This is a genomic window from Sediminibacterium sp. TEGAF015, from assembly GCF_025997995.1.
Lineage (GTDB): Bacteria > Bacteroidota > Bacteroidia > Chitinophagales > Chitinophagaceae > Sediminibacterium.
Map to the genome: position 1 here is coordinate 1,032,042 of NZ_AP026683.1, position 20,450 is coordinate 1,052,491.

At 34.2% G+C, this 20,450-nt stretch carries 16 protein-coding genes; 5 read left to right on the plus strand and 11 right to left on the minus strand.

Features of this window, described 5'->3' with window-relative positions:
- Positions 1-35: 35 nt before the first annotated feature.
- The 4 genes from TEGAF0_RS04640 (at position 36) to TEGAF0_RS04655 (ending at position 6,395) form a co-directional block, all read left to right on the plus strand.
- Positions 36-2,027 (plus strand): tellurite resistance TerB C-terminal domain-containing protein, encoded by a 1,992-nt coding sequence (locus TEGAF0_RS04640; protein ID WP_264900450.1) that lies wholly within the window; start codon positions 36-38, stop codon positions 2,025-2,027.
- Positions 2,011-3,324, plus strand: a complete 1,314-nt coding sequence (locus TEGAF0_RS04645; protein WP_264900451.1) for an ATP-binding protein — start codon at positions 2,011-2,013, stop codon at positions 3,322-3,324. Before TEGAF0_RS04640 ends, TEGAF0_RS04645 begins: the two co-directional genes overlap by 17 nt.
- Positions 3,324-5,450: a DEAD/DEAH box helicase gene (locus TEGAF0_RS04650; RefSeq protein WP_264900453.1), complete on the plus strand. Its 2,127-nt coding sequence runs from the start codon at positions 3,324-3,326 to the stop codon at positions 5,448-5,450. Before TEGAF0_RS04645 ends, TEGAF0_RS04650 begins: the two co-directional genes overlap by 1 nt.
- Before the next feature lie 297 nt (positions 5,451-5,747).
- Positions 5,748-6,395 (plus strand): hypothetical protein, encoded by a 648-nt coding sequence (locus TEGAF0_RS04655; protein WP_264900455.1) that lies wholly within the window; start codon positions 5,748-5,750, stop codon positions 6,393-6,395.
- A gap of 784 nt (positions 6,396-7,179) precedes the next feature.
- Here TEGAF0_RS04655 and TEGAF0_RS04660 read toward each other — a convergent pair.
- The 9 genes from TEGAF0_RS04660 to TEGAF0_RS04700 all read right to left on the minus strand — a co-directional run bounded on the left by TEGAF0_RS04660 (position 7,180) and on the right by TEGAF0_RS04700 (position 14,452).
- Positions 7,180-7,506 (minus strand): hypothetical protein, encoded by a 327-nt coding sequence (locus TEGAF0_RS04660; RefSeq protein ID WP_264900457.1) that lies wholly within the window; start codon positions 7,504-7,506, stop codon positions 7,180-7,182.
- A 4-nt stretch (positions 7,507-7,510) separates the two neighbouring features.
- A complete protein-coding gene (locus TEGAF0_RS04665; protein WP_264900459.1) occupies positions 7,511-7,888 on the minus strand; it encodes a hypothetical protein in 378 nt (125 codons plus the stop codon).
- Between the two features lie 4 nt (positions 7,889-7,892).
- On the minus strand, positions 7,893-8,195 hold the full coding sequence (locus tag TEGAF0_RS04670) for a helix-turn-helix transcriptional regulator (protein WP_264900461.1): 303 nt from the start codon (positions 8,193-8,195) through the stop codon (positions 7,893-7,895).
- 12 nt (positions 8,196-8,207) lie between these two features.
- Positions 8,208-9,497 (minus strand): site-specific integrase, encoded by a 1,290-nt coding sequence (locus TEGAF0_RS04675; RefSeq protein ID WP_264900463.1) that lies wholly within the window; start codon positions 9,495-9,497, stop codon positions 8,208-8,210.
- Between the two features lie 275 nt (positions 9,498-9,772).
- Positions 9,773-10,381, minus strand: a complete 609-nt coding sequence (locus TEGAF0_RS04680) for a PNPOx family protein (protein ID WP_264900464.1) — start codon at positions 10,379-10,381, stop codon at positions 9,773-9,775.
- A 9-nt stretch (positions 10,382-10,390) separates the two neighbouring features.
- Positions 10,391-11,155: a DUF3050 domain-containing protein gene (locus tag TEGAF0_RS04685; RefSeq protein ID WP_264900466.1), complete on the minus strand. Its 765-nt coding sequence runs from the start codon at positions 11,153-11,155 to the stop codon at positions 10,391-10,393.
- A gap of 100 nt (positions 11,156-11,255) precedes the next feature.
- Complete coding sequence (locus TEGAF0_RS04690; protein WP_264900467.1) at positions 11,256-13,508, minus strand: xanthine dehydrogenase family protein molybdopterin-binding subunit; 2,253 nt, start codon at positions 13,506-13,508, stop codon at positions 11,256-11,258.
- Between the two features lie 10 nt (positions 13,509-13,518).
- Positions 13,519-13,989 (minus strand): (2Fe-2S)-binding protein, encoded by a 471-nt coding sequence (locus TEGAF0_RS04695; protein WP_264900468.1) that lies wholly within the window; start codon positions 13,987-13,989, stop codon positions 13,519-13,521.
- Positions 13,990-14,005: 16 nt separating this feature from the next.
- Positions 14,006-14,452 carry a nuclear transport factor 2 family protein gene (locus TEGAF0_RS04700; protein ID WP_264900469.1) on the minus strand — a complete coding sequence of 149 codons (447 nt, stop codon included), beginning with the start codon at positions 14,450-14,452 and terminating at the stop codon, positions 14,006-14,008.
- A gap of 134 nt (positions 14,453-14,586) precedes the next feature.
- Here TEGAF0_RS04700 and TEGAF0_RS04705 point away from each other — a divergent pair, with 134 nt between their 5' ends.
- Positions 14,587-15,498, plus strand: a complete 912-nt coding sequence (locus TEGAF0_RS04705) for a helix-turn-helix domain-containing protein (protein ID WP_264900470.1) — start codon at positions 14,587-14,589, stop codon at positions 15,496-15,498.
- On the opposite strand, the gene TEGAF0_RS04710 is transcribed toward TEGAF0_RS04705, so the two are convergent.
- Together TEGAF0_RS04710 and TEGAF0_RS04715 are read right to left on the minus strand one after the other, a co-directional pair.
- A complete protein-coding gene (locus tag TEGAF0_RS04710; RefSeq protein ID WP_264900471.1) occupies positions 15,490-18,447 on the minus strand; it encodes an FAD-binding and (Fe-S)-binding domain-containing protein in 2,958 nt (985 codons plus the stop codon). The two genes, TEGAF0_RS04705 and TEGAF0_RS04710, sit on opposite strands and share 9 nt — an antisense overlap.
- Complete coding sequence (locus tag TEGAF0_RS04715; protein WP_264900472.1) at positions 18,447-20,447, minus strand: TonB-dependent receptor plug domain-containing protein; 2,001 nt, start codon at positions 20,445-20,447, stop codon at positions 18,447-18,449. Before TEGAF0_RS04715 ends, TEGAF0_RS04710 begins: the two co-directional genes overlap by 1 nt.
- Positions 20,448-20,450 lie beyond the last annotated feature (3 nt).

Consider the following 20,450-nt stretch of genomic DNA (forward strand, 5'->3'; position numbering starts at 1 on the left):
TTCTACTCTAGTAGAATTTAAACAATTCAATATTAATGGATTTTTTTATATTATCAATCTTAGTATTTTTTTTAATACTCATTCTTATAAATGTTTTTAAACCAAATCCTAATAACACTAAACAAAATACAAACAATACTAGATTATTTTCTGAAAAGAAATTAGAAATAAAAAATCTAATGAGCGATCAACAAAATTATAATAATAGCACTAATCAATTATCAACAGCTCCCAAAAAAGATATAATTGAAGATACTATTATTGATGTAAGTGATCAAACTTACAAAATTTATTACCCTCTAATTAAAAATGATACTGAAGTCCCATATTGGAAACATCAATATGTTTATTCTTATAATGAAATTGAAAATGCTACAATTGAGCAGAAACATTTCTATAATAGATTCAAAACCTATTTTCTCAATGATACATGTTTAGACTTAGAAGGAAACACAAACTATGCATTTATTCTACTATTTGATTTAATAAATGAATATGACAAACACTTAAATCTCTCAAAATTAATCAATCAAATTAAAGTATTAGAGCAATACTACCCAATTACAAAATATTATGGTGACAAATACTTAAGCAAGAAACTTGTGTCAAGCTTCTCAAACAATTCTTTAAATAATAGAAGTTATACCAACTTACCAGACCTATATGAACAAACTTTAGAATATGATTATTGGAAATTAGGGAGTAAGTATAAAGACAAATTAAATCTTTCAATTGAAGAAGAACAAATTCTTAATAAATTATGGTATCCAAATAATAATTTTTGTGAAATAGAATACTGTTTCATCGAGATTATAAAATTGTATATTTTAATAATAAAAAACATTAAAAAGAAATTTATTTTAGAAGGAACAACATTAGAGAAGGAAATAATAAATATTTCTGATAGTATTGCTAAAAGACATTATAAATACAAATACGGTAGCGATAATTATAATTATAGTATCGAGAATATTCAGAGAGAATTATATTCAAATATTTTCAAAATTTGCGAAAACTCTGTTAGGGAATTATACAACCACAAAAGAAAATTAAATACAGATATTTATAGTTCTTCAACTGAATTAAAAAACGAAATTGAAACAAAAATAACTTCTAAAATAAAAGAAATCATTCCTAATTTAATTATAACAGTTTCACCACCTGACGAGTTAACAGAAATACAATTAAATGCTCAAAATACAAGTCGATGGAAAGTTAAACTTGAACAAATAACAGCAAACTATAAAAACAATCCAGAATCGTTTTTCGAGTCTATAATACAACTTGGAATTTTAAATAAAAATAATCCCTCAATTGAAAATATATATTTTGAAGGATCAAAGTTTATTGCAAAATATGATAAAGTTTTATCAGTTACTTTATATCTATACTACATATATTATGATTTAAAATCTAATACATTCGACAATAAACAAATTACAAAAACTGTTCAGAAAATACTTTTTAACACAAATGAGCAATTACACACTTTTGAAAAAATTGTAAGTGAATTAATTACAAATAAAAATTTAGAAGAGGCAATAAAAAAAGTAAATAATATTTATGAACTAAAACGAAAGAAAATTCAACTTGATGGTAAAACTATAAATGAAGTACAAAAACTTCATTCAGGAACTGTTGACCTTCTTAACGAATATTTGAAAGATGATTTTGAGGATGAAAATATTTTAATTAATTCGCAAGAATTAAACAATAATGAAATTGAAATATATATAACTCAAAAAAACGAATCTCAAAAATCATCCAACTATATTTCAGATTTAAATTTCTCAGAACAACAATTATATATTATTCAACTATTCGCAAAGAGTAATTTCACCATACAACAAAATGAAATAGAAACTTACGCAAAATCAAAAGGGATCTTTAAAAATCAATTAATTGATAGCATAAATGAAATTTGCTATGAAATATTAGATGATATTTTGATTGAGGAAGAGGATGAATTATACACTATAAATATAAATTACTATAATACAATTACTAAAAATGATAAACAATATTAAACCAAAAGAAGCAACTGCAATAATTAACTCATTGATCGGTGGTGTTGTTCCAAAAATAGGAGTTCAACATATAACGGTTGGACGTTCAGAAGAAATCAATGCTGTAGTTGGTGCATTAGAAGATGTTAAGAATGGACACAGTATGGTTAAATTTTGGATTGGTGATTTTGGTTCAGGTAAATCTTTTATGCTTCATTTACTAAATACAGTAGCATTAAAACAAAAGTTTGTAGTTGCCAATGCAGACTTTACACCTGACAATCGATTGTACTCAAATGATGGGAAAGCTGTTTCCCTCTATTCAGCAATTATCGACAACATAGCAATTCAAACAAAACCAGAAGGCGGTGCATTATCAACATTACTTGAAAAGTGGATTGAACAAATCATAAATAAAACTGCATCAGATAATAATATCTCTATAACGAATATTCGAAGTGATGAATATTTAAATGTTATTAAAAATAACATTATGCAGACTATTAATGAAATCACTGAAGTAGGTGGCTATGATTTCGGTTTAGTTGTAATGAAATATTACGAAGGTTATATTAAAGATGATGAAAATCTCAGGAGAAATGCATTAAAGTGGCTTAAAGGGGAATACAGAACAAAAACTGAAGCAAAGCAAGACTTGGGGGTTAGAGAAATAATTAATGACTTAAATTATTATGACATGCTTAAGAATTTTTGCAAATTATTCGTAAGTATGGGCTACAGTGGATTCATGATAAATTTAGATGAAGCAATAAATCTTTACAAAATTTCGACTTCAGTAATGAGAGAAAAGAATTATGAAAAGATCCTAGCAATTTATAATGATTGTTTCCAAGGAAAGGTTGCCAATTTATTTTTTAATTTCGCAGGCACTAAAGAAGTATTAGAAAATGAAAGAAGAGGTCTTTTTAGTTACAATGCTTTAAAATCTAGGCTTGTAACAAATAAATTTGAAACTGCTAATATAAGAGACTTTGCACAACCTGTTATCAAATTAATGCCGCTTGATCATAATGAAATATTTGTTTTACTTAAAAAATTGAAACACATATTTGACTATAATTACAAAAGCAATATTTCTATTGATGATATAGAAATTCAACAGTTCATGGAAGAAATATTTAATAAACCAGGAGCTACAGAATTTTTGACTCCTAGAGAAGTAATCCGTGACTTTTTGAATATTTTAAATATAATAAGGCAAAATCCTACATTAGACAAGAAAACACTTTTTAGAAATTTAGAAATTTCCGATGAAAGACCTAATGAAGGATTACTTGATAATATAGAAGAATTATAATGTCATTCAACTTACTTTCAGAACCCATAAGAAAATTCATTCGCAGCAAAGGTTGGGATCAATTGAGACCAATTCAATCAGCAGCGATTTCTAAAATTTTGGCATCTGATGAAAATTTTATTTTAGCATCAAGGACTGCATCAGGAAAAACTGAAGCTGCTTTTTTACCAATTTTATCAAAAGTCAATTTTTATGAATCAGGAGTACAAGTACTATACATATCACCACTTATAGCTTTAATAAATGACCAATTTTATCGAATTGAGGAACTATGTAAAAACCTTGATGTACAAGTTACAAAGTGGCATGGCGAAGCAAACAAGACTTTAAAAGAAAAACTAATTAAAGCCCCTAATGGAATTGTTTTAATTACTCCTGAATCTTTAGAAGCCATGTTTGTAAATAAGCCTTATAATATCAAGCAATTATTTTCAAATTTAAAGTATGTTGTTGTCGATGAAATACATTCATTCATTGGCTCTGATCGGGGCACTCAATTAAAATCAATTCTATCAAGATTACAGGATATTAATACAAATAATTTTAGTATCATAGGATTATCAGCCACCATTGGCGATTATAATGAAGCTAAAAATTTCACTGGTAATGAGCATAAAACAAAAGTTTTATTAGATAGTACACCCAAAGAAATAAACGCAAAATTTAGATTTTTCAAAAATGAAAATGAGGAATTACCAATTGAACTTTTAAAAGATTTGTATCTTGAAACAAAAGACAACAAGGTTTTAATTTTTCCGAATAGTAGAGGACGTGCAGAAGAAGTTGCTGTAAAACTTCGAAAAATTTCTGATCGAGTAAAAGGGCATCCAAATTACTTTTCTCACCATTCATCAGTCGATAAAGAAGTAAGAGAATATGTTGAATATTTTGCGAAAAATAATAATCGACAAAACTTCTGTATTTCTTGTACATCAACTTTAGAACTTGGCATAGATATCGGTACAGTTGATGAAGTGGTACAAATAGATGCGACACATAGTATCGCATCATTAATTCAAAGAGTAGGACGAAGTGGTCGAAAAGATGGTGAAAAAAGTAATTTATATTTATATGCTACAAATAAATGGACTTTGTTACAAGCTATTTCCTGTTGGCTACTGTATAAAGAGAATTATATTGAACCTCCGCAAAAAAATGATAGACCATATGATATTTTAGTTCATCAAGCATTATCAATAACTAAAGGAAAATCAGGGATTAAATTAGCAGAATTAATAAATCAACTAAAAAGAAATTTTTCATTTGTAAACATTGATCAAAATGAAATAAAAGAAATCCTAGAATATTTAATAGATATCGATTTTCTTGAGAGAATACAAACGGAGGTAATTATTGGAATCGAAGGTGAAAAAATAGTTAATAATCGAGAATTTTATAGTGTATTTAAAACAGAAGAAAGTTTTAAAGTTGTAAACTCTGGAAATACTATTGGCGAGATACCATTTACAACTCAAATTATTGAAGATGAAAATATTTTTCTTTCAGCAAGAATTTGGAAAATAAAGTACATTGACCAAAAAGCAAAAAAAATCGAGGTTATCCCTACGAAAGATGGGAAAATTCCTAAATTCTTAGGTATTGGAGTTATTATTCACCAGAAAATTCGAGAGAAAATGTTTGAAGTTTTGTATTCCACTACAGAATACGATTTTCTAGATAATTCAAGTTATGAAGAGTTAGAAATAATGCGAAAAGAATTTTCCGTATTCAATATAAATAATTTTACAAATGAAAGACCTTTACTTTCATCTGAGAAAGAAATTATCTTGTATACATTCACAGGAACTAAAATCAACAGAACAATACAATTGCTTTTAAATATTGTTGGAATTAAAAACAATCTAGACGAAAAAACAAGCACTTTTGAAATTGAAATACCAAAACAAGATCTCTTTCAAAAATGGGAAGATTTACTAGAATCACTACCAAAAATTGATACCCACATTTCAAATCTTTTGCAACAGTCCCCTAGCATTTTAGATTTTTCAAAATGGGGAAATTACTTACCAGATAATTATAAAGTAAAGCTACTTAAGGATAAATATTTTGATATTGCAGAAACTCTTTCATATTTAGAAGAATTGAAACTTGTTGAAAATAAATAGATGAAAACATTGCAAAAAATACTAATATTCATTTGCTTTTAACTTATTAAAGAAGTTAAATTTAGTCATTTATATTAAAAATAATTTCAATAATACCAAAGTTTAAGCTAATTTTACACAATAGTTTTTAAAAACTGTGTAATATTGTTTTGTTTTACACTAAATTATTGATAGCTACCTATTCCCCCACATGCTATCCAAATAAATTAAATTGATGTGACTTAGATGGCGAAGCTGTGTTTAAGCAGCAAAGCACTATGGTACATATTTAATCTTTTATAAAGAACTTCCTATTCTATGTTTGAAGAAGCCTTAAAATTAATTGGGCAGCACTACCCGCAATTAGTAATTACTATTATTGCAGTAATAGTAACATGGTTATTTGCTAAATTTTATAATAATTCGATGAATCGTCTGAAAAAAGTTGAGGCTGAATGCCAAAAGATAGATCGCCATTTGACCCCCCAGCTTGAATCAATTAGTTCATCACTAAATACATTGAATGGATCTTTTAATAGTTTAATCGTTTACTTAAAAAGTAAAGACGGCAAGATGGAAACATCTTTATTTATTTCAAAAAGTCCAATACAACTAACTGAACTAGGTAAAAAGATACTTGTTACCATTGGAGGGGAAGATTTCGTTAATAAAAATCTTAATGAACTAATTACAAATATGGATGCTGAAGGCATAAAAACTGCACTAGACTGTCAAACATTTGCCCCAATTGTAATTTCAAAAATTTCAAATCATGCATCATTTAATAAAATAAAGGATTATGCATTCAAAAATCCATATTATAAAGAAAAGTTAGAAGATGGGCAAGAAATTACCATCCCATTGGATATGGGCACAATCTCGAATATAATGGGTATATATCTTCGTGATAAGTACTTAGAAAGGCACCCCGAATTAAATCCTGCTGATATACCAACAGCTATATAACTTACTCAGTAATAATATATTTTAAAAAAGGCTAATCATTAGATTAGCCTTTTTTATTTTTTTAATAGTTTCAATTATCCCTTTAATTCTTTATCAAATCCAGTTTCAAGTTCTAAACTAATCTCCTTAATTGTTTCCATTTCAAGTTATTAATTACAATCTTTCTGTATAAAAAATATAGAAATAATTATTAGCCCTTAAATAAAACTGCTACAGCATATCCAAACTACTTTTACTAAATCGTAAATCTATAAAGAGGAATAAGGTTACAATCATACTTGAATAAAAGCACAACCAGATCTCCCAATCCAATATCCTTGAAATTCCTCTTCGCGAAGCGAGCCCCTCTGGCAAGAGATCCTAACTCAAAAGAAGTAACATGATTTAAAAAATAATTAAAATTCAGCGAATTTTCTTCACAAAAACATCAATAAAAAATTGATAAAAGTGAATACTCGCAAATACGATTTTAAAGCACCTTCTTTGACCTTTCACAACCAAGAAACAACATTGTATCACCAGCTATCAAAAACGTCATATTTCAGCCTAAATAATCAAATACAAGCATATATAATTTACACAGGCATAATTGCAGCAATCCTATAAAGTATTTACAAAGACTAATAAAAACCGATAATTAAAAAAGGCAGATGTGCTATAACATCTGCCAAACAGTACCCACTATGTGGAATTTAGTTTACTAAACGCTTTACAAAGCTTTACATTCATTTTTTCTAAAAAAATCGTTCATATTTTGACTAAAATTGAGGGGTAATTTAACAACTTAGATTAACCTATTTTTCCTTTTCAAGTATGCTTTGATACCTTCAACATCGTACAATTTAAGGCGACCATTTCGGGTTATATATTCAGAAATATTAATATTGTGAACTTTTCCCAATTCCCAATTGCGCACTTGTTGTCTAGTTCTACTAATTGCATCGCAAAGTGTTTTTATATTATAATATTTTTCAGTCTTTTGCCTTTTCAAACTTTGTTCATACAATTCTGAAAATCTTGACATAGCAAGAGCAACTTGATTGTTTACAATTTCTTCTATTAAAGGTCTAAGCTGTTCTATTTGTTCATATGGTAATTTACCGTATAGCATAAACTCAATTTGAATGGTTAGCATTAGACATGTCTAATAAATTCACTTCTTTATCTCTTTTATTACCGCAAACCCAGAACATTTTGTCTTTTAATAACTTAGGAAATTTTGTATTTACTGATTTTGATAATTCATTCATAGAAATTGTTCCCAAATGATCAGTACTAATATAGAAAAATCTGTTTGTAAGTCCTTCGTAAAGAATTCCTTCTTTTAAATCATTAGTTTGTAAATATGCACAATTCAATTTTTCATAAAAAGGCTTTTTAAGAGTTAAACAGAAGTATTCAATTTTAGTCGGCTTTTCTTCAATCCCAGATTTGTACTTTTCGAGAAATTCTAGAACAATTTTTGAACTTTCAAAAGTTGTATATTTTGTCATACGATTATTTTTTAGTCAATTTTATAAATCTTAATACTTCTTCTCTGTCAAACACAACTTTACCAGAACTTAGGTTATGCTGAATTAGCTTACCAGCTTTTATATAATTATAAACAGTTCCCCTACTTACTCCAAGAAGTTCTTGGACTTCTTTGGTGCTTAAAAATTCAATCTGTTGCCCAGAACGCTCTCTTTTCATAGCATCAATTACCCCTTCAAGTTTTGCAACTTGATCCTGTAAAGGCTTTAAAAGAAAACTTAACTCCGCAGCAAATTGTGACTTAGTTAAATTATTTATATAAGACATAAACTATTAATTCTAATTAATTGGATTTGAAACCATAGAATCTCTATTCCAGAACTCGTTCATCTTCATCAATTTACTCTTTTCTGAAACTTTTAAGTATTTTTTCAAAGTGTCCCACTTTTTAATCCCTGTGATTTTCATAATCATTTCAATGTTCATACCTTTTTCATGAGAAAGAGTAATAAAAGTCCTTCTTCCTGTGTGTGTACAAATAAAGGCATATTTAGGCTTAGTAAATACTACCCTATTCGACCCACTAAACTTCTCAACCATAGTCAATTCATCAATTTTAGCCTCTTTTGCAGCCTCTTTAATATAAGTATTAACCTTTTGGTTTGAGTATGGTGGAGGCAGAGGACTATCCTTATATATTCCTTTGTACTTAGCCAGAATCTCCTTTGCAAAGACATTTAGAGGAACAAATAATATGTCTTTTGTCTTTTTTGTCCTTAATTCAATAAAATCTTCTTTAATATTTTCATTTTTGAGACGGCATATATCTGAGAATCTGAGTCCTGTGAAACATTCAAAACAGACATAATCTCTTGCTATATCTTGTTGTTTGTTTAAAGTTTTACATTCATAAAGTCTAAATAACTCATTTTCATTCATTGAGATAATATCAACATCTTCCTTTATTGTTTTGAAGTCTTTGAAATTATATTTGACTTGTGTTAACTCATTACGCATTGCATAGTTCAAAAAAACTTTCAATTCTTTAATCTGTGCTCCTATTGTATTATTCATCATTTTTTCTATATTGATCAAATAGTGATGAAACTTTTGAAAGAAACTATTATTAATTGCTTCAAAATCAATGGGTTTCCCAGAATGTGTCTCATATTTAATCAAAAGACGTTTAAAGCCCTCATAATGCCTAATAGTCCCTTTAGCTTTAGTAGCCTTAGACTGTTCTACAAACTCATCAAAATGAGTGAAAAACTGAGACTGTGTCGCAATTATCTGTTGATTTTTCCTATTTGCCCCCATTTCATTGAAAGCATCTGTTTTCTTTATTCGCTCACGAAATTCCAATGCCATTTCTTCCACAGACAAGTATCTATCATGCTGTATTGCCTCCTTTTCTATCTCAGAAATTACAGACTGGCATACCGTCAATTTCTCTTTATTCACAAAATCCTCTAGACTAATTGGTTTAAAACTGTTTTTAACCCAATTTTCTTTTTTAATTGTTACTCTTGTGTAAAATCGGAATTTCTTACCTTTCTCCTGATAAACCATCATTACAGGGAATCGATTTTTTTTGTTCTGCGGTTGCAGATAAAACTTCAGCGTAGCCATATTAGTGTCAATTTTAGTGTCAAAAGTGTTAAACATGTTTCAACTACGTTGTACAGGTTTGGATGACAAATATGTAATTCAATTTCATGAAACCGTTGCTATTATTGAGTTTCATGTATAATCTTGTACAAATTCGTTCAACCTTGTTTAATTAACTTTTGAGCTAAAAGCCTCCCAGCGGGATCACAAAGCTCCGAAGAAATTCGGAGCTTTTTTTATGCCTAAACTGTAGTGAGGGTAAGTTAAAGTAAGGCAAGAGTGAAAGCGAGAAAAGCCTAAGGAATCATCCACCGATACTCCCCACTAACATAATCAAAGAATGCCCTTCTATGACCCGCATGGTTTAACCAAACCCAGTCAATTGAATCAACTTTAATCCCAACAACCCCAAAGTTCTCCCTCCCTACTTCACTTTCTTCCAGCGAAAATTCTTCCTGCTCAATATGAGGTGACAATCCACTTGTTGGTATATCAGAAAAATCAGAAGGAGTAAATGGCGTTAAATAACATCTTCTGCTCGACAAATTGGTTTTCTCCCAAGCTTCTGCCGTAATTGAATCATTAAAATACAACACCGCATTCCCTTTCACTCTTAACTGAATTCGGGAAGCAGCATCATAAAACAAAGCACTAATAGTGGGGTTCACTTGTAAGGCTTTCCACTTCGGGCTACGAATATCGGTATGAAATCGCAACTCTCTTTGCTCAGGCAATGCTTTGCGTAATACAACAGTGCGCAAACTTATTTCACCATCAGAAAAATTGGCTACTGCAGGTAAGTGAAAAGGGTCTCTCCCTTTTACTGCCCCGTTCACCAGGCGAGTCCAGCAATCTTTTTCGAGTTCAATCAGGTTGTAACGAAGATCATTAATAACAACATCCATATTTACCCCCTAAGATAAAGACTTTAAAATCCCGTCCCACAATTGTGCTCTTACTTTTAGGGATGCTATTGAAGCCTTTGTAGCTTCCTCCCATTTGATTTTGTCATCACCACACAATGACGATACCATTTCTAGTGCCAATTGGCTATGATGTCCACCGTCTACTTCAATATGCCTTTCAATATAATATTTGAAAATGGATACTTTCTCTGGATATTCTTCGTGAATTTTTTCCAGGATTTTCATAAACATATCTGGAATCAAGTCTTCTCTACCGAAAGTAAACACAGCGGCTTGCACATGCACAGGTTGATTTTCGATGGTGTCAAAAGTAAAGTGAAGAAAGTCCTTCACTTCTTGAGTTATGGCAGCATCAGATATTGCCTGAGTAATAGATTTCCCAGACCGAATTTCAACAAATAAACTGTCTAACAATTGGGTATTAGCTCCCATCTGTTGCATGGCTTGCAAATACAGCTCAAAATGGCTAATGCGATTTCCTAATTCATCCACATCTGACTCTTCACCGGTAACTATTTCATTGATAAGGAACCTTGTATTTGCATTTCCTTTGGGCATCCAAGGATGCTCAATACAGGTTAAATGACGCTGCAATGATTTTAGCAAACTCATGAAATCCCATACAGCAAAAACATGGTGCTCAGCAAATTTTACCAATCCGGGTAAATCATTGATTTGTGCGTATACAGGATGCGCTAACAATGATGCTCTAGTTGAATGTAATTCCGCTTTTAATAGTTCGATGTTGGTCATATAAATGCAATGATAATTTTATTCACTGCAATTACACTCAACAAGCCATTTGGTTTAAAACCAAACGAACTTTCACTTTTTGGGCAGAAAATAAAAATTGCTAGGCTTTGTTTAATTCTTTCAAATAAGGTTGATGATACAATCGCTTACCAGTTGCCTTATACAACGCATTGGCCACAGCAGCAAACACAGGAGGAAATGGCGGTTCGCCCAATCCCGTTGGATCAATATTATTCTGTACAAAATGCACTTCTATTTTCTTTGGTGCTTCTCTATGTCTGATGATTCTGTAGTTGTTCAAATTCTTTTGCAGGGTTACTCCTTTTTCTAAAACAAGTTCCCCATACAAAGCATTCCCTATCCCATCAATTACGGCACCTTCCACCATATTCTTTGCACCTTCAGGATTTACCACAAATCCACAGTCCATCGCTGTTACTACTTTCTCCACATAAGGCTGGCCATTTTTCATAGTAATATCCACCACATGGGCTGCATAAGATGCATGACAGAAATAAGCAGAAACCCCGCGCTTTGCATTTTTAGTAGAAGGACTTCCCCAATTGGATTTCTCTTTCAACAATTCCAATACACCCATATAACGGGATGCATCATAATCGTTGTTTTTACCAACTGGATTGGCTTTTGCTTTTTTCAACAATTCTATTCTATAATCCAACGGATCCTTTCCCACTGCTTCTGCCAACTCATCTAAAAAAGATTGCTCAGCACTGGCATTGAAATTGGATCGAGGAGCTCTATAGGCACCTATCGTAATATTGGTGGGTAGTTCCCAACTTTCTGCTAAATAATTGTCGAACGCGCCAGCAGGAAATCTGTTTTCATGCAAAGGACTTTCGGGAAATCCTCCTCCAATCACATGCAATGCAGTTACATTGTTGTTCTCATCTATGGCAGCCTTATAGGTCATGATATAGGTTGGACGATAAATCCCATTGGTCATATCATCTTCTCTGGTGTAAATCAATTTTACAGGCGCTTTTACTTTTTTAGAAATATGCCCGGCTTCTACAATATAATGCCCATATGCTCTGCGACCGAATCCTCCTCCCATTCTGGCCAATTTCATTTCAATCTTCTCAGGTTGGATATCCAGATTGGTTACTAAATTTTGTTTCATCATTTCAGGAATCTGAATCGGTGCAACAAACAAAGCTTTTTCATCTGTGATATGCGCAAAGCAACTGATGGGCTCCATAGGATTGTGTGCCAAAAAGGGAGCCGTATAAGTTCTTTCAATTACCCGCTTTGCATTTTTAAATGCTGCTTCAGGATCTCCATCTTTTCTTGCCACACGGGTGGGCTTTTTTTGCATCTCCTGCATTTTTTGTAAATGCCATTCGGTGCTTTCTAATCCTTCAGGTATAATTTCATCTCGCTTTCCACCTCTTGCCATAACGGGTTCTTTGGTGGTTTGAATAGGCTCCCACTGAGCCACCACTTTTTTGCGCGCATTCATCACTTCCCAGGTAGAATTCCCTACCACTGCAATGAGTCTATTGAATGTACGCGTATCAAACCCAGCTTTAACATAGCCATCTTTGTACACCTGAAATTCAAATACATCTTTAATGCCAGGCATTTTCAACGCTTCTGTTGCATCAAAAGATTTGAGTTGCATATCAAATGCAGGAGGATGAATCACCATGGCAATCAACATCCCTTCTACCTGATAATCCATAGTAAAAAGCGATTGACCACTCACGATTTCTTTTCCTACTTTATTTTTTTGCGGAGTACCCAACAAACTAAATTCACCTGGTTTTTTCAATATTACTTTTTCTGGCTTAGGGAGCTTAGCCGCCGCAGTAGCTAGTTGTCCATAATTGGCCGACTTATTCGAACCTTTATGCATCACCAAGCCTTTAGACACAGTCAACTCCGACATAGGAACCGACCACTCATTGGCCGCCGCCTGCATTAACATCAATCGAGCAGTTGCCCCTGCTGTACGCAAAGGCATCCATGCCATAGCCATTGCTCTGCTTCCACCAGTAAACTGACTTTTAAACCTAGGGGTATCATAATCCCCCATTTCTACTTTTACCTTACTCCAGTCTGCTTCCAATTCTTCATTTACCATCATGGGTAGTGAAGTCATTACATTGGTTCCAAACTCTGGATTAGGATTGAATATTTTAACTTGATTGTCTGGCGTAATTTGAATAAAACCATTGAGTTGAACCCAATTATTATTGTCTGCTACATTCGCCATGGCTTCATTGGGAATCAGATTCGCAAACCAGCTAATGCCAATCATCATTCCACCGCCCGTTAAGGAAGTAACTTTCAGAAACGAACGTCTGCTTTGATTTTTATTTTCGTTTTTCATTTTCTAAAAATTATTTGGTAGTTGATTTAGCGGCTTTTTGGATGGCGGCTTTAATTCGTATATAAGTACCACAACGGCAAATATTTCCAGTCATGGCTGCTTCTATATCTGCTTCGGAGGGATTGGGATTGCGTTTCAACAAGGCAACCGCCGACATGATCTGACCCGTTTGGCAGTAGCCGCATTGTGCTACATCGAGTTCCAACCAGGCTTTTTGCACAGGATGCATTTCTGTTTCGGAGGGAGCAATACCTTCAATAGTAGTGATTGCTTGTGTGCCCACAGCTGATACAGGTAGTTGACAAGAACGTAACGCATTTCCATTTAAATGCACGGTGCAAGCACCACAAGCACCCGCACCACATCCAAACTTTGTCCCTACTAAATGTAAATGATCTCTCAATACCCAAAGTAAGGGCGTTGAAGGATCCACATCTACCGACAATTGCTTGCCATTAACTTTCAATTGAAATTTTGCCATGACGCAATATTTAAAATTAATTCGTTTTGACTTTTACAGGCCTCGCCAACTTGGAAAAAGTAAGTTGTGATAATTGCCAACTCCCTTTTTCTTTTACATATACTTCAGTTACCATAAATGAATTAATGGCATCATTTCCACCCACCACTGCAATCAAGTCTATATCACTTAATAATACGGCTGTATTATCAAAAAACTTAACGGCATTAGAATACACTTCGGCTTGCTTGTACCATATAAATCCACCTTTGACTATATCCAATTCACGTTCCTTGCCCCAGGTTCCACCCATATGGACAAAATCACTTTTGGCATGGAATAGCCCGTTCAATGAATCTACGTTTTTATTGGCCAGCCACTGCCATTTTTTACTAGAAATTTCAATAATTTCTTTATCTGATTGGGCTGAAGCCACCACTACAATTAGGGCAGCAAATAAACTGAAGAGTATTTTTGTTTTCATTGAGCAAACTTCCTAAGAAAATTGACTACAATAGGATATAAATGACGGTAAAATCTACCATTTTTACTTATTCTCAGTGTAAAACTTAATAAGCTTAGTCTCAACAATTAATTTAGCTAAATCAAAGTTATGCAATGCAACATATTTACGCTATCAAGAATATTTCAGAATATAATACGGACAATAATCAAAAAACGCTTCATCCGCTGGTCACGGTAATAGATTTTTCCAAAGCCGGATTAAGGGATTGGGGAGCTGTCACAAGCATTCAATTTCAATATGGTTTGTATTGTATTTACTTAAAAGATGTGAAATGTGGCGACATGAAATATGGTCGTCATACATATGACTATCAAGCTGGAACTTTGGCTTTTTTTGCACCCGGACAAGTAATGGAAATGCAGAAGCCGGCAGAACCTTATCAACCGATGGGATATGGACTCATTTTTCACCCGGATTTGTTATTGGGAACAGCATTAGGCAAACGCATGGATGAATTCAAATTTTTCGATTACGAAACACATGAAGCACTACACTTATCTGAAGATGAACGAAATATGATTTTGGCTTCTTTTCAAAAAATCCAGTTTGAATTACAACAACCCATTGACAAACACAGTAAAAAATTGATTGCTGCGAATATAGAATTGTTTTTAGATTACTGTCAACGTTTTTATGATCGACAGTTCATCACTAGAGAAAATGTAAATCAGGGTTTATTATCAAAATTTGAACAACTCTTAAAAGAGTATTTCAAATCAGATAAGCCGCAATTATTGGGTACTCCTTCCGTAGCCTATTTTGCAGGACAATTGAATTTGTCACCTAATTATTTTGGGGATCTTATTAAGAAAGAAACAGGCCAAACTGTTAAAGACTATCTTCAATTCAAAATCATAGAAACTGCCAAGAAATTACTTTTTGATTCAGACAAAAATGTAAACGAAGTATCTACCTTACTAGGCTTTAAATACCCACAACACTTTACCCGACTTTTCAAACAAAAAACGGGTATGACACCTATTGAATTTAAAAACTTAAACTAACGCCTCATATAATACCTCCACCGGATGCAAAGCTTGCACATGGGTTCCATCTTTAATCTGGTGTCTGCAAGAAGTGCCAGCTGCAGCAATGATTTTATCTCCCGATAATTTTCTTACTGCAGGAAATAAAACAAGCTCTCCTACTTTTTGGGATACTTCATAGTGCTCTTTCTCATATCCAAAAGAGCCCGCCATTCCGCAACATCCACTTGGTATAATTTCTACCGAATAGTTTTTGGGCAAAGACAACATTGTTACACTATGGATTTGCGAAGACAATACTTTTTGGTAGCAATGCCCATGTAAAGCAACCTGCTTATGCGATTCCGTAAATGCTTCTTGCTGAATATTTCCTACTTCAATTTCTCGAGCAAAAAACTCTTCAATAGTATATGTATGTTTGGCTAGATGGATAGCAGCCGCCTTATTTTCCGGACTCGCTAGGTCTTTGTACTCATCTCTAAGGGTGAGTAACGCAGAGGGCTCAATCCCCACGATTGGCATTTCTTCTGACACCAATGGAGAAAGCAATTGAATATTTTGATTGGCAATAGATGCAGCCTTTCTTAACAAGCCTTTTGATAAATAAGACCGACCACTTTCTACATGATCGGGAATAATTACGGTATAACCCAATCTTTCTAATAAGAGGATTGCTTTTTGTCCGATGGAGCTATCGAGAAAATTGGTAAACTCATCGCAGAAAAAATACAGTTTCCGCTGAAGATTGCTGTTATTATGTAAATGCTGCGAAGTCAACCTGCGTTTGTGCCATTGATTCACTTGCACATCTCCTAACAAAGGCATGGTTCTCTCAGGATGAAACCCCACTATGCTATTGGCTAATTTTCGCAAAGCGGTCGTGCCGAAAATAAAATTGTAGATAGGCTTAAAAAGCGCCGCCAGCTTCATTTGTGCAGCAAAGTTGCCTACCAACTTAGATCTAAAAGGAGTTCCATTGGCATCGTAATAATGCTGTAAAAACTCTGCCTTCATTTTGGTGATGTCCACACTGGATGGACATTCAATCTTACAACCTTTACAGCTTAAACAGAGATCCATGGCTTCTTTAATCTCTTCGTGATTGTAGGGCTCCACATCATGCGGATCACTCAGAAATTGTCTTAAAATATTAGCTCTGGCACGTGTGGTATTTTTTTCACTGCGAGTGGCCATAAAACTAGGACACATCAATCCCCCTGATATCTCCGACTTTCGGCAGTCACCCGACCCAGAACATTTTTCTGCCAGTCTTAAAATACCATCGTCTGCACTAAAATCAAAAATCGTATTGGATGGCGATTTTTGATTTTCGTTGGTCGCAATCTGCTCAGGCTGTTGCATCCTAAAATGCGCATCCATAGGAAGCGTATCCGTTATTTTACCTTTATTGAAAATCCCCTTGGGATCAAAAATATTTTTTACTTGTTTGAACAATCTATACACTTCATCCCCTACCATAGCAGGAATAAATTCTCCTCGCAATTTTCCATCTCCATGCTCACCCGATAAGGACCCATTGTATTTTTTTACCAGCGCTGCAGTTTCCTTCAAAATATTTCGAAACTGTTTTACACCTTCAGCAGATTTTAAATTGATAATGGGCTCAACATGTAGTTCACCTGCACCTGCATGTGCATAGTAAGAGGCTGTTACGCCATGCTTTGCCAAGAGCGCTTGTAATTCGGTAATATAATGAGGCAAATCATTGGTAGATACTGCACAGTCCTCAATCAAATTCACTGGTTGCGCATCTCCTTTTAAATTGCGCAATAAACCCAATCCAGCTTTGCGAACATCCCAGGCAAACTTGGTATCGGCATTGTACAAAACTGGATAAGCATACCCCAGTGACATTTCTTTTAAAGAAGCTATTGTAGTTTGTAATTTTTCGTCCACTGCTTCCCGCGTAGGTCCCATAAATTCTACCATCAGCAAAGCCGCAGGATCCCCTTCAATAAAGAATCTATTCTTCTGGTATTCCGGATGACCAATCGTAAAATCCATGATCATTTTATCTACCAATTCTGATGCCATGGGCTGTTGCTTCAGCACTTCAATATTGGCATACAAAGACTCTACCAAGGAAGCACAATGCACAATCAATACGCCCACTTCTTTCGGTGGCAGCGGTAATAAATTCAATTTTAATTCTGTAATGAACCCCAAAGTCCCCTCAGATCCCGCTAGTAATTTACAAAGATTAAAAGGTGCACCATTCGCTGTAAAGGGCTGCATATCCAACAATGCGTCCAGGGCATACCCTGTATTTCTACGAACGACTTCTTTGGCTGGAAACTGTTCACGTATCAATTGTTGACGCGCTGAGTTATTCAACAAATCAAATAAGCCATTATATATGTTTCGCTCTAAACCTTGCAGTGTAGCTATCTCTGCCTCCTCTCTTTCTTTAAATATTGCGACACTTCCATCACTCAACAACACTTTGGCTTCTAATAAATGATCCCTAGCAGATCCCCATACAATACTATGTAATCCACATGAGTTATTACCGACCATACCCCCAATCATCGCCCTGTTGGCTGTAGAAGTCTCTGGACCATACATCAGTCCAAATCCCTTTAGGTAACTATTTAAATCGTCTCTTATAACGCCAGGTTGCACCCTGCACCATCGCTCTTCTACATTCACTTCAATCATCTGCGTGAAATGTTTGGAAATATCTACCACGATACCACTTCCCACTACTTGACCTGCCAATGAAGTTCCAGCTGCACGAGGAATTAGCGTAATAGAATGTTGTTGTGCAAATACAATTAAAGTTTGCAGATCTTTTTCATCTGTTGGGATGGCAACCGCCAAGGGCATTTCCTGATATACAGATGCATCTGTTGCATAGGCCCGTAATTGCATCTGGTGTTTTGCAGTGGAATCAAAATAAAACTCTCCGGATAGCTGTTGAGCTAATTCTTGCAGCGTCGCTTTCATTAAAACCTAAATTGGGCAGAAATATACAAATTCCTTCCCAAACCATTGATACCACTCCCGTGCATGCGATAATCCTGATTAAAAATATTGGCCATACCTGTGCGGAGTATTATATTGTTTAAATCCATACTGGCATGAATATTCAGGACATTCCAACCGGGTGTACCTCCTTTGGGAATGCGGTTATCATCTTTATCTCCTTGTGCCAGCCGGGTCTGTGAACCAGCATATAGATATTCCAATATATACATCATGCGTCCTGGCTTCCACTGTAAATATGTTCTTCCGTGAAATGGCGGAATCCTTCGCATGGGTTCTGAACGAGTAGTATTCTGCCCAAAGGAATATGCACCATTGGTATAAACCTGCCAACCATTATTCCACTGGTATTGAAAAATGTATTCAAAACCTCTGATAAATGACTGCTGGTTGTTCTCTTTGATATACACATTATATCCATTGATTTGCTGACCGGGCAACTGAACCCTGTTAATCAGATTGGTTAAATGCATATAATAAAAAGCAACAGTTGACTGCAATTTTTTGGTTTGCATTTTATAGCCGATTTCCGAATTCATGGTTTTCTCTGGCTTTAAGCCATAAGCAGGAATTTCATATCGGAAATCTACCAGACCCAGGGTGCCCATATCGTCTATATTTGGTGCGCGGTATCCTGTGCTATAAGAAGCATAAAGCGATTGCTGTTTATTCAATTGATAGGACAGGGCACCATTGAAAACAAACGAAGAAGGTTTCACCACAGCAGTATCTACTTTAATATTGAGTGCATTATAACGAAGTCCTGCCTCTATAGAAAAATTACCTAATACTAAATGATGCATACTATACAACGAAAAATTTCCCATGCTTGCGCAATTAGGATAAAGCCCTCTTTGATTGAGTATTGTATTGTTCAAAAGAGTTATTTGCTGCTTACTACTTTGCACCTGGTCAGCATAATATTCAATACCAGTATTGGCAGACCAGTTATTGGTAAAAAGGGAAAATACATCAGCTGTTAACCCGATTGTTTTTACCCTGTCTTCTTCTACAAAACGATTGATGTTTCCATTACGCTGATAGTTTCTTTGTTCCCGATTTCTTTGTAAGGAAGCAGTAAAACTCATTTTTGATAATAGAGAAAAACTGGAATTTCCTTCCAATCGCAGATAACTCATATTTCGCACTTGAGGATTAAATAAATAGTAGGCAAAATTTTCAAGAGCAACTCGATGATAGAGCGGTACATTTTTTTGTTGGTCTTGCTGATGCAATGCCGTTATTGTCCACTTTGGGTTGAATTGCCATTTTAACTTCAGATCAAATGCCTGTTCTTTGTATCCACTTGGACTTTGTATACCGGTTGAATCTCCTCCGGGCAAATCTCCAAATTGCCGATTGGTATACCCTGCCTGAAATGCAAACTTTCTGCTGCTATACTGCAACGCTGTTCTTCCGCTGTATTCTACATCTTTACTTAAGATTCTACCGATGAAATGGCCAGACCATTTTGTTTTCTCAGAAAAAGCCGGGTCCTTGGTAAAAACCTGTATGACTCCTCCCATTGCATCCGAACCATATTGCACAGACCCTGTCCCCCTGGCTACTTCTATATATTCAACCGAAAAGAAATCAATGGTATTAAAATATTGATTGGGTCCATAACGGTAAGTGGAATTATTCAGACGCACCCCATCAATCATCAATAAATTCTGGTTACCTGTTAAGGAACGAACAAAAGGAGATCCACCACCATGATTGGTTTTCTGAACAAAAACACCCATAGTTCCCATCAATGCTTCGGGACTGGTTCTTGGCTGGAATCTTTCTGCTTCACTTAAATTGATTCGGGTAACAGAATAAGGGGTATGTAGCATATGCTGCTTGTTGCGCGTAGCCGTAACTGTTACTTCCTGCAAAGACAAAACCGTATCTGTTTGTGCCATTGCATGAAAGTGCATCAACATACTAAATAATAAAATTCCAACCCAATTTTTCATGTT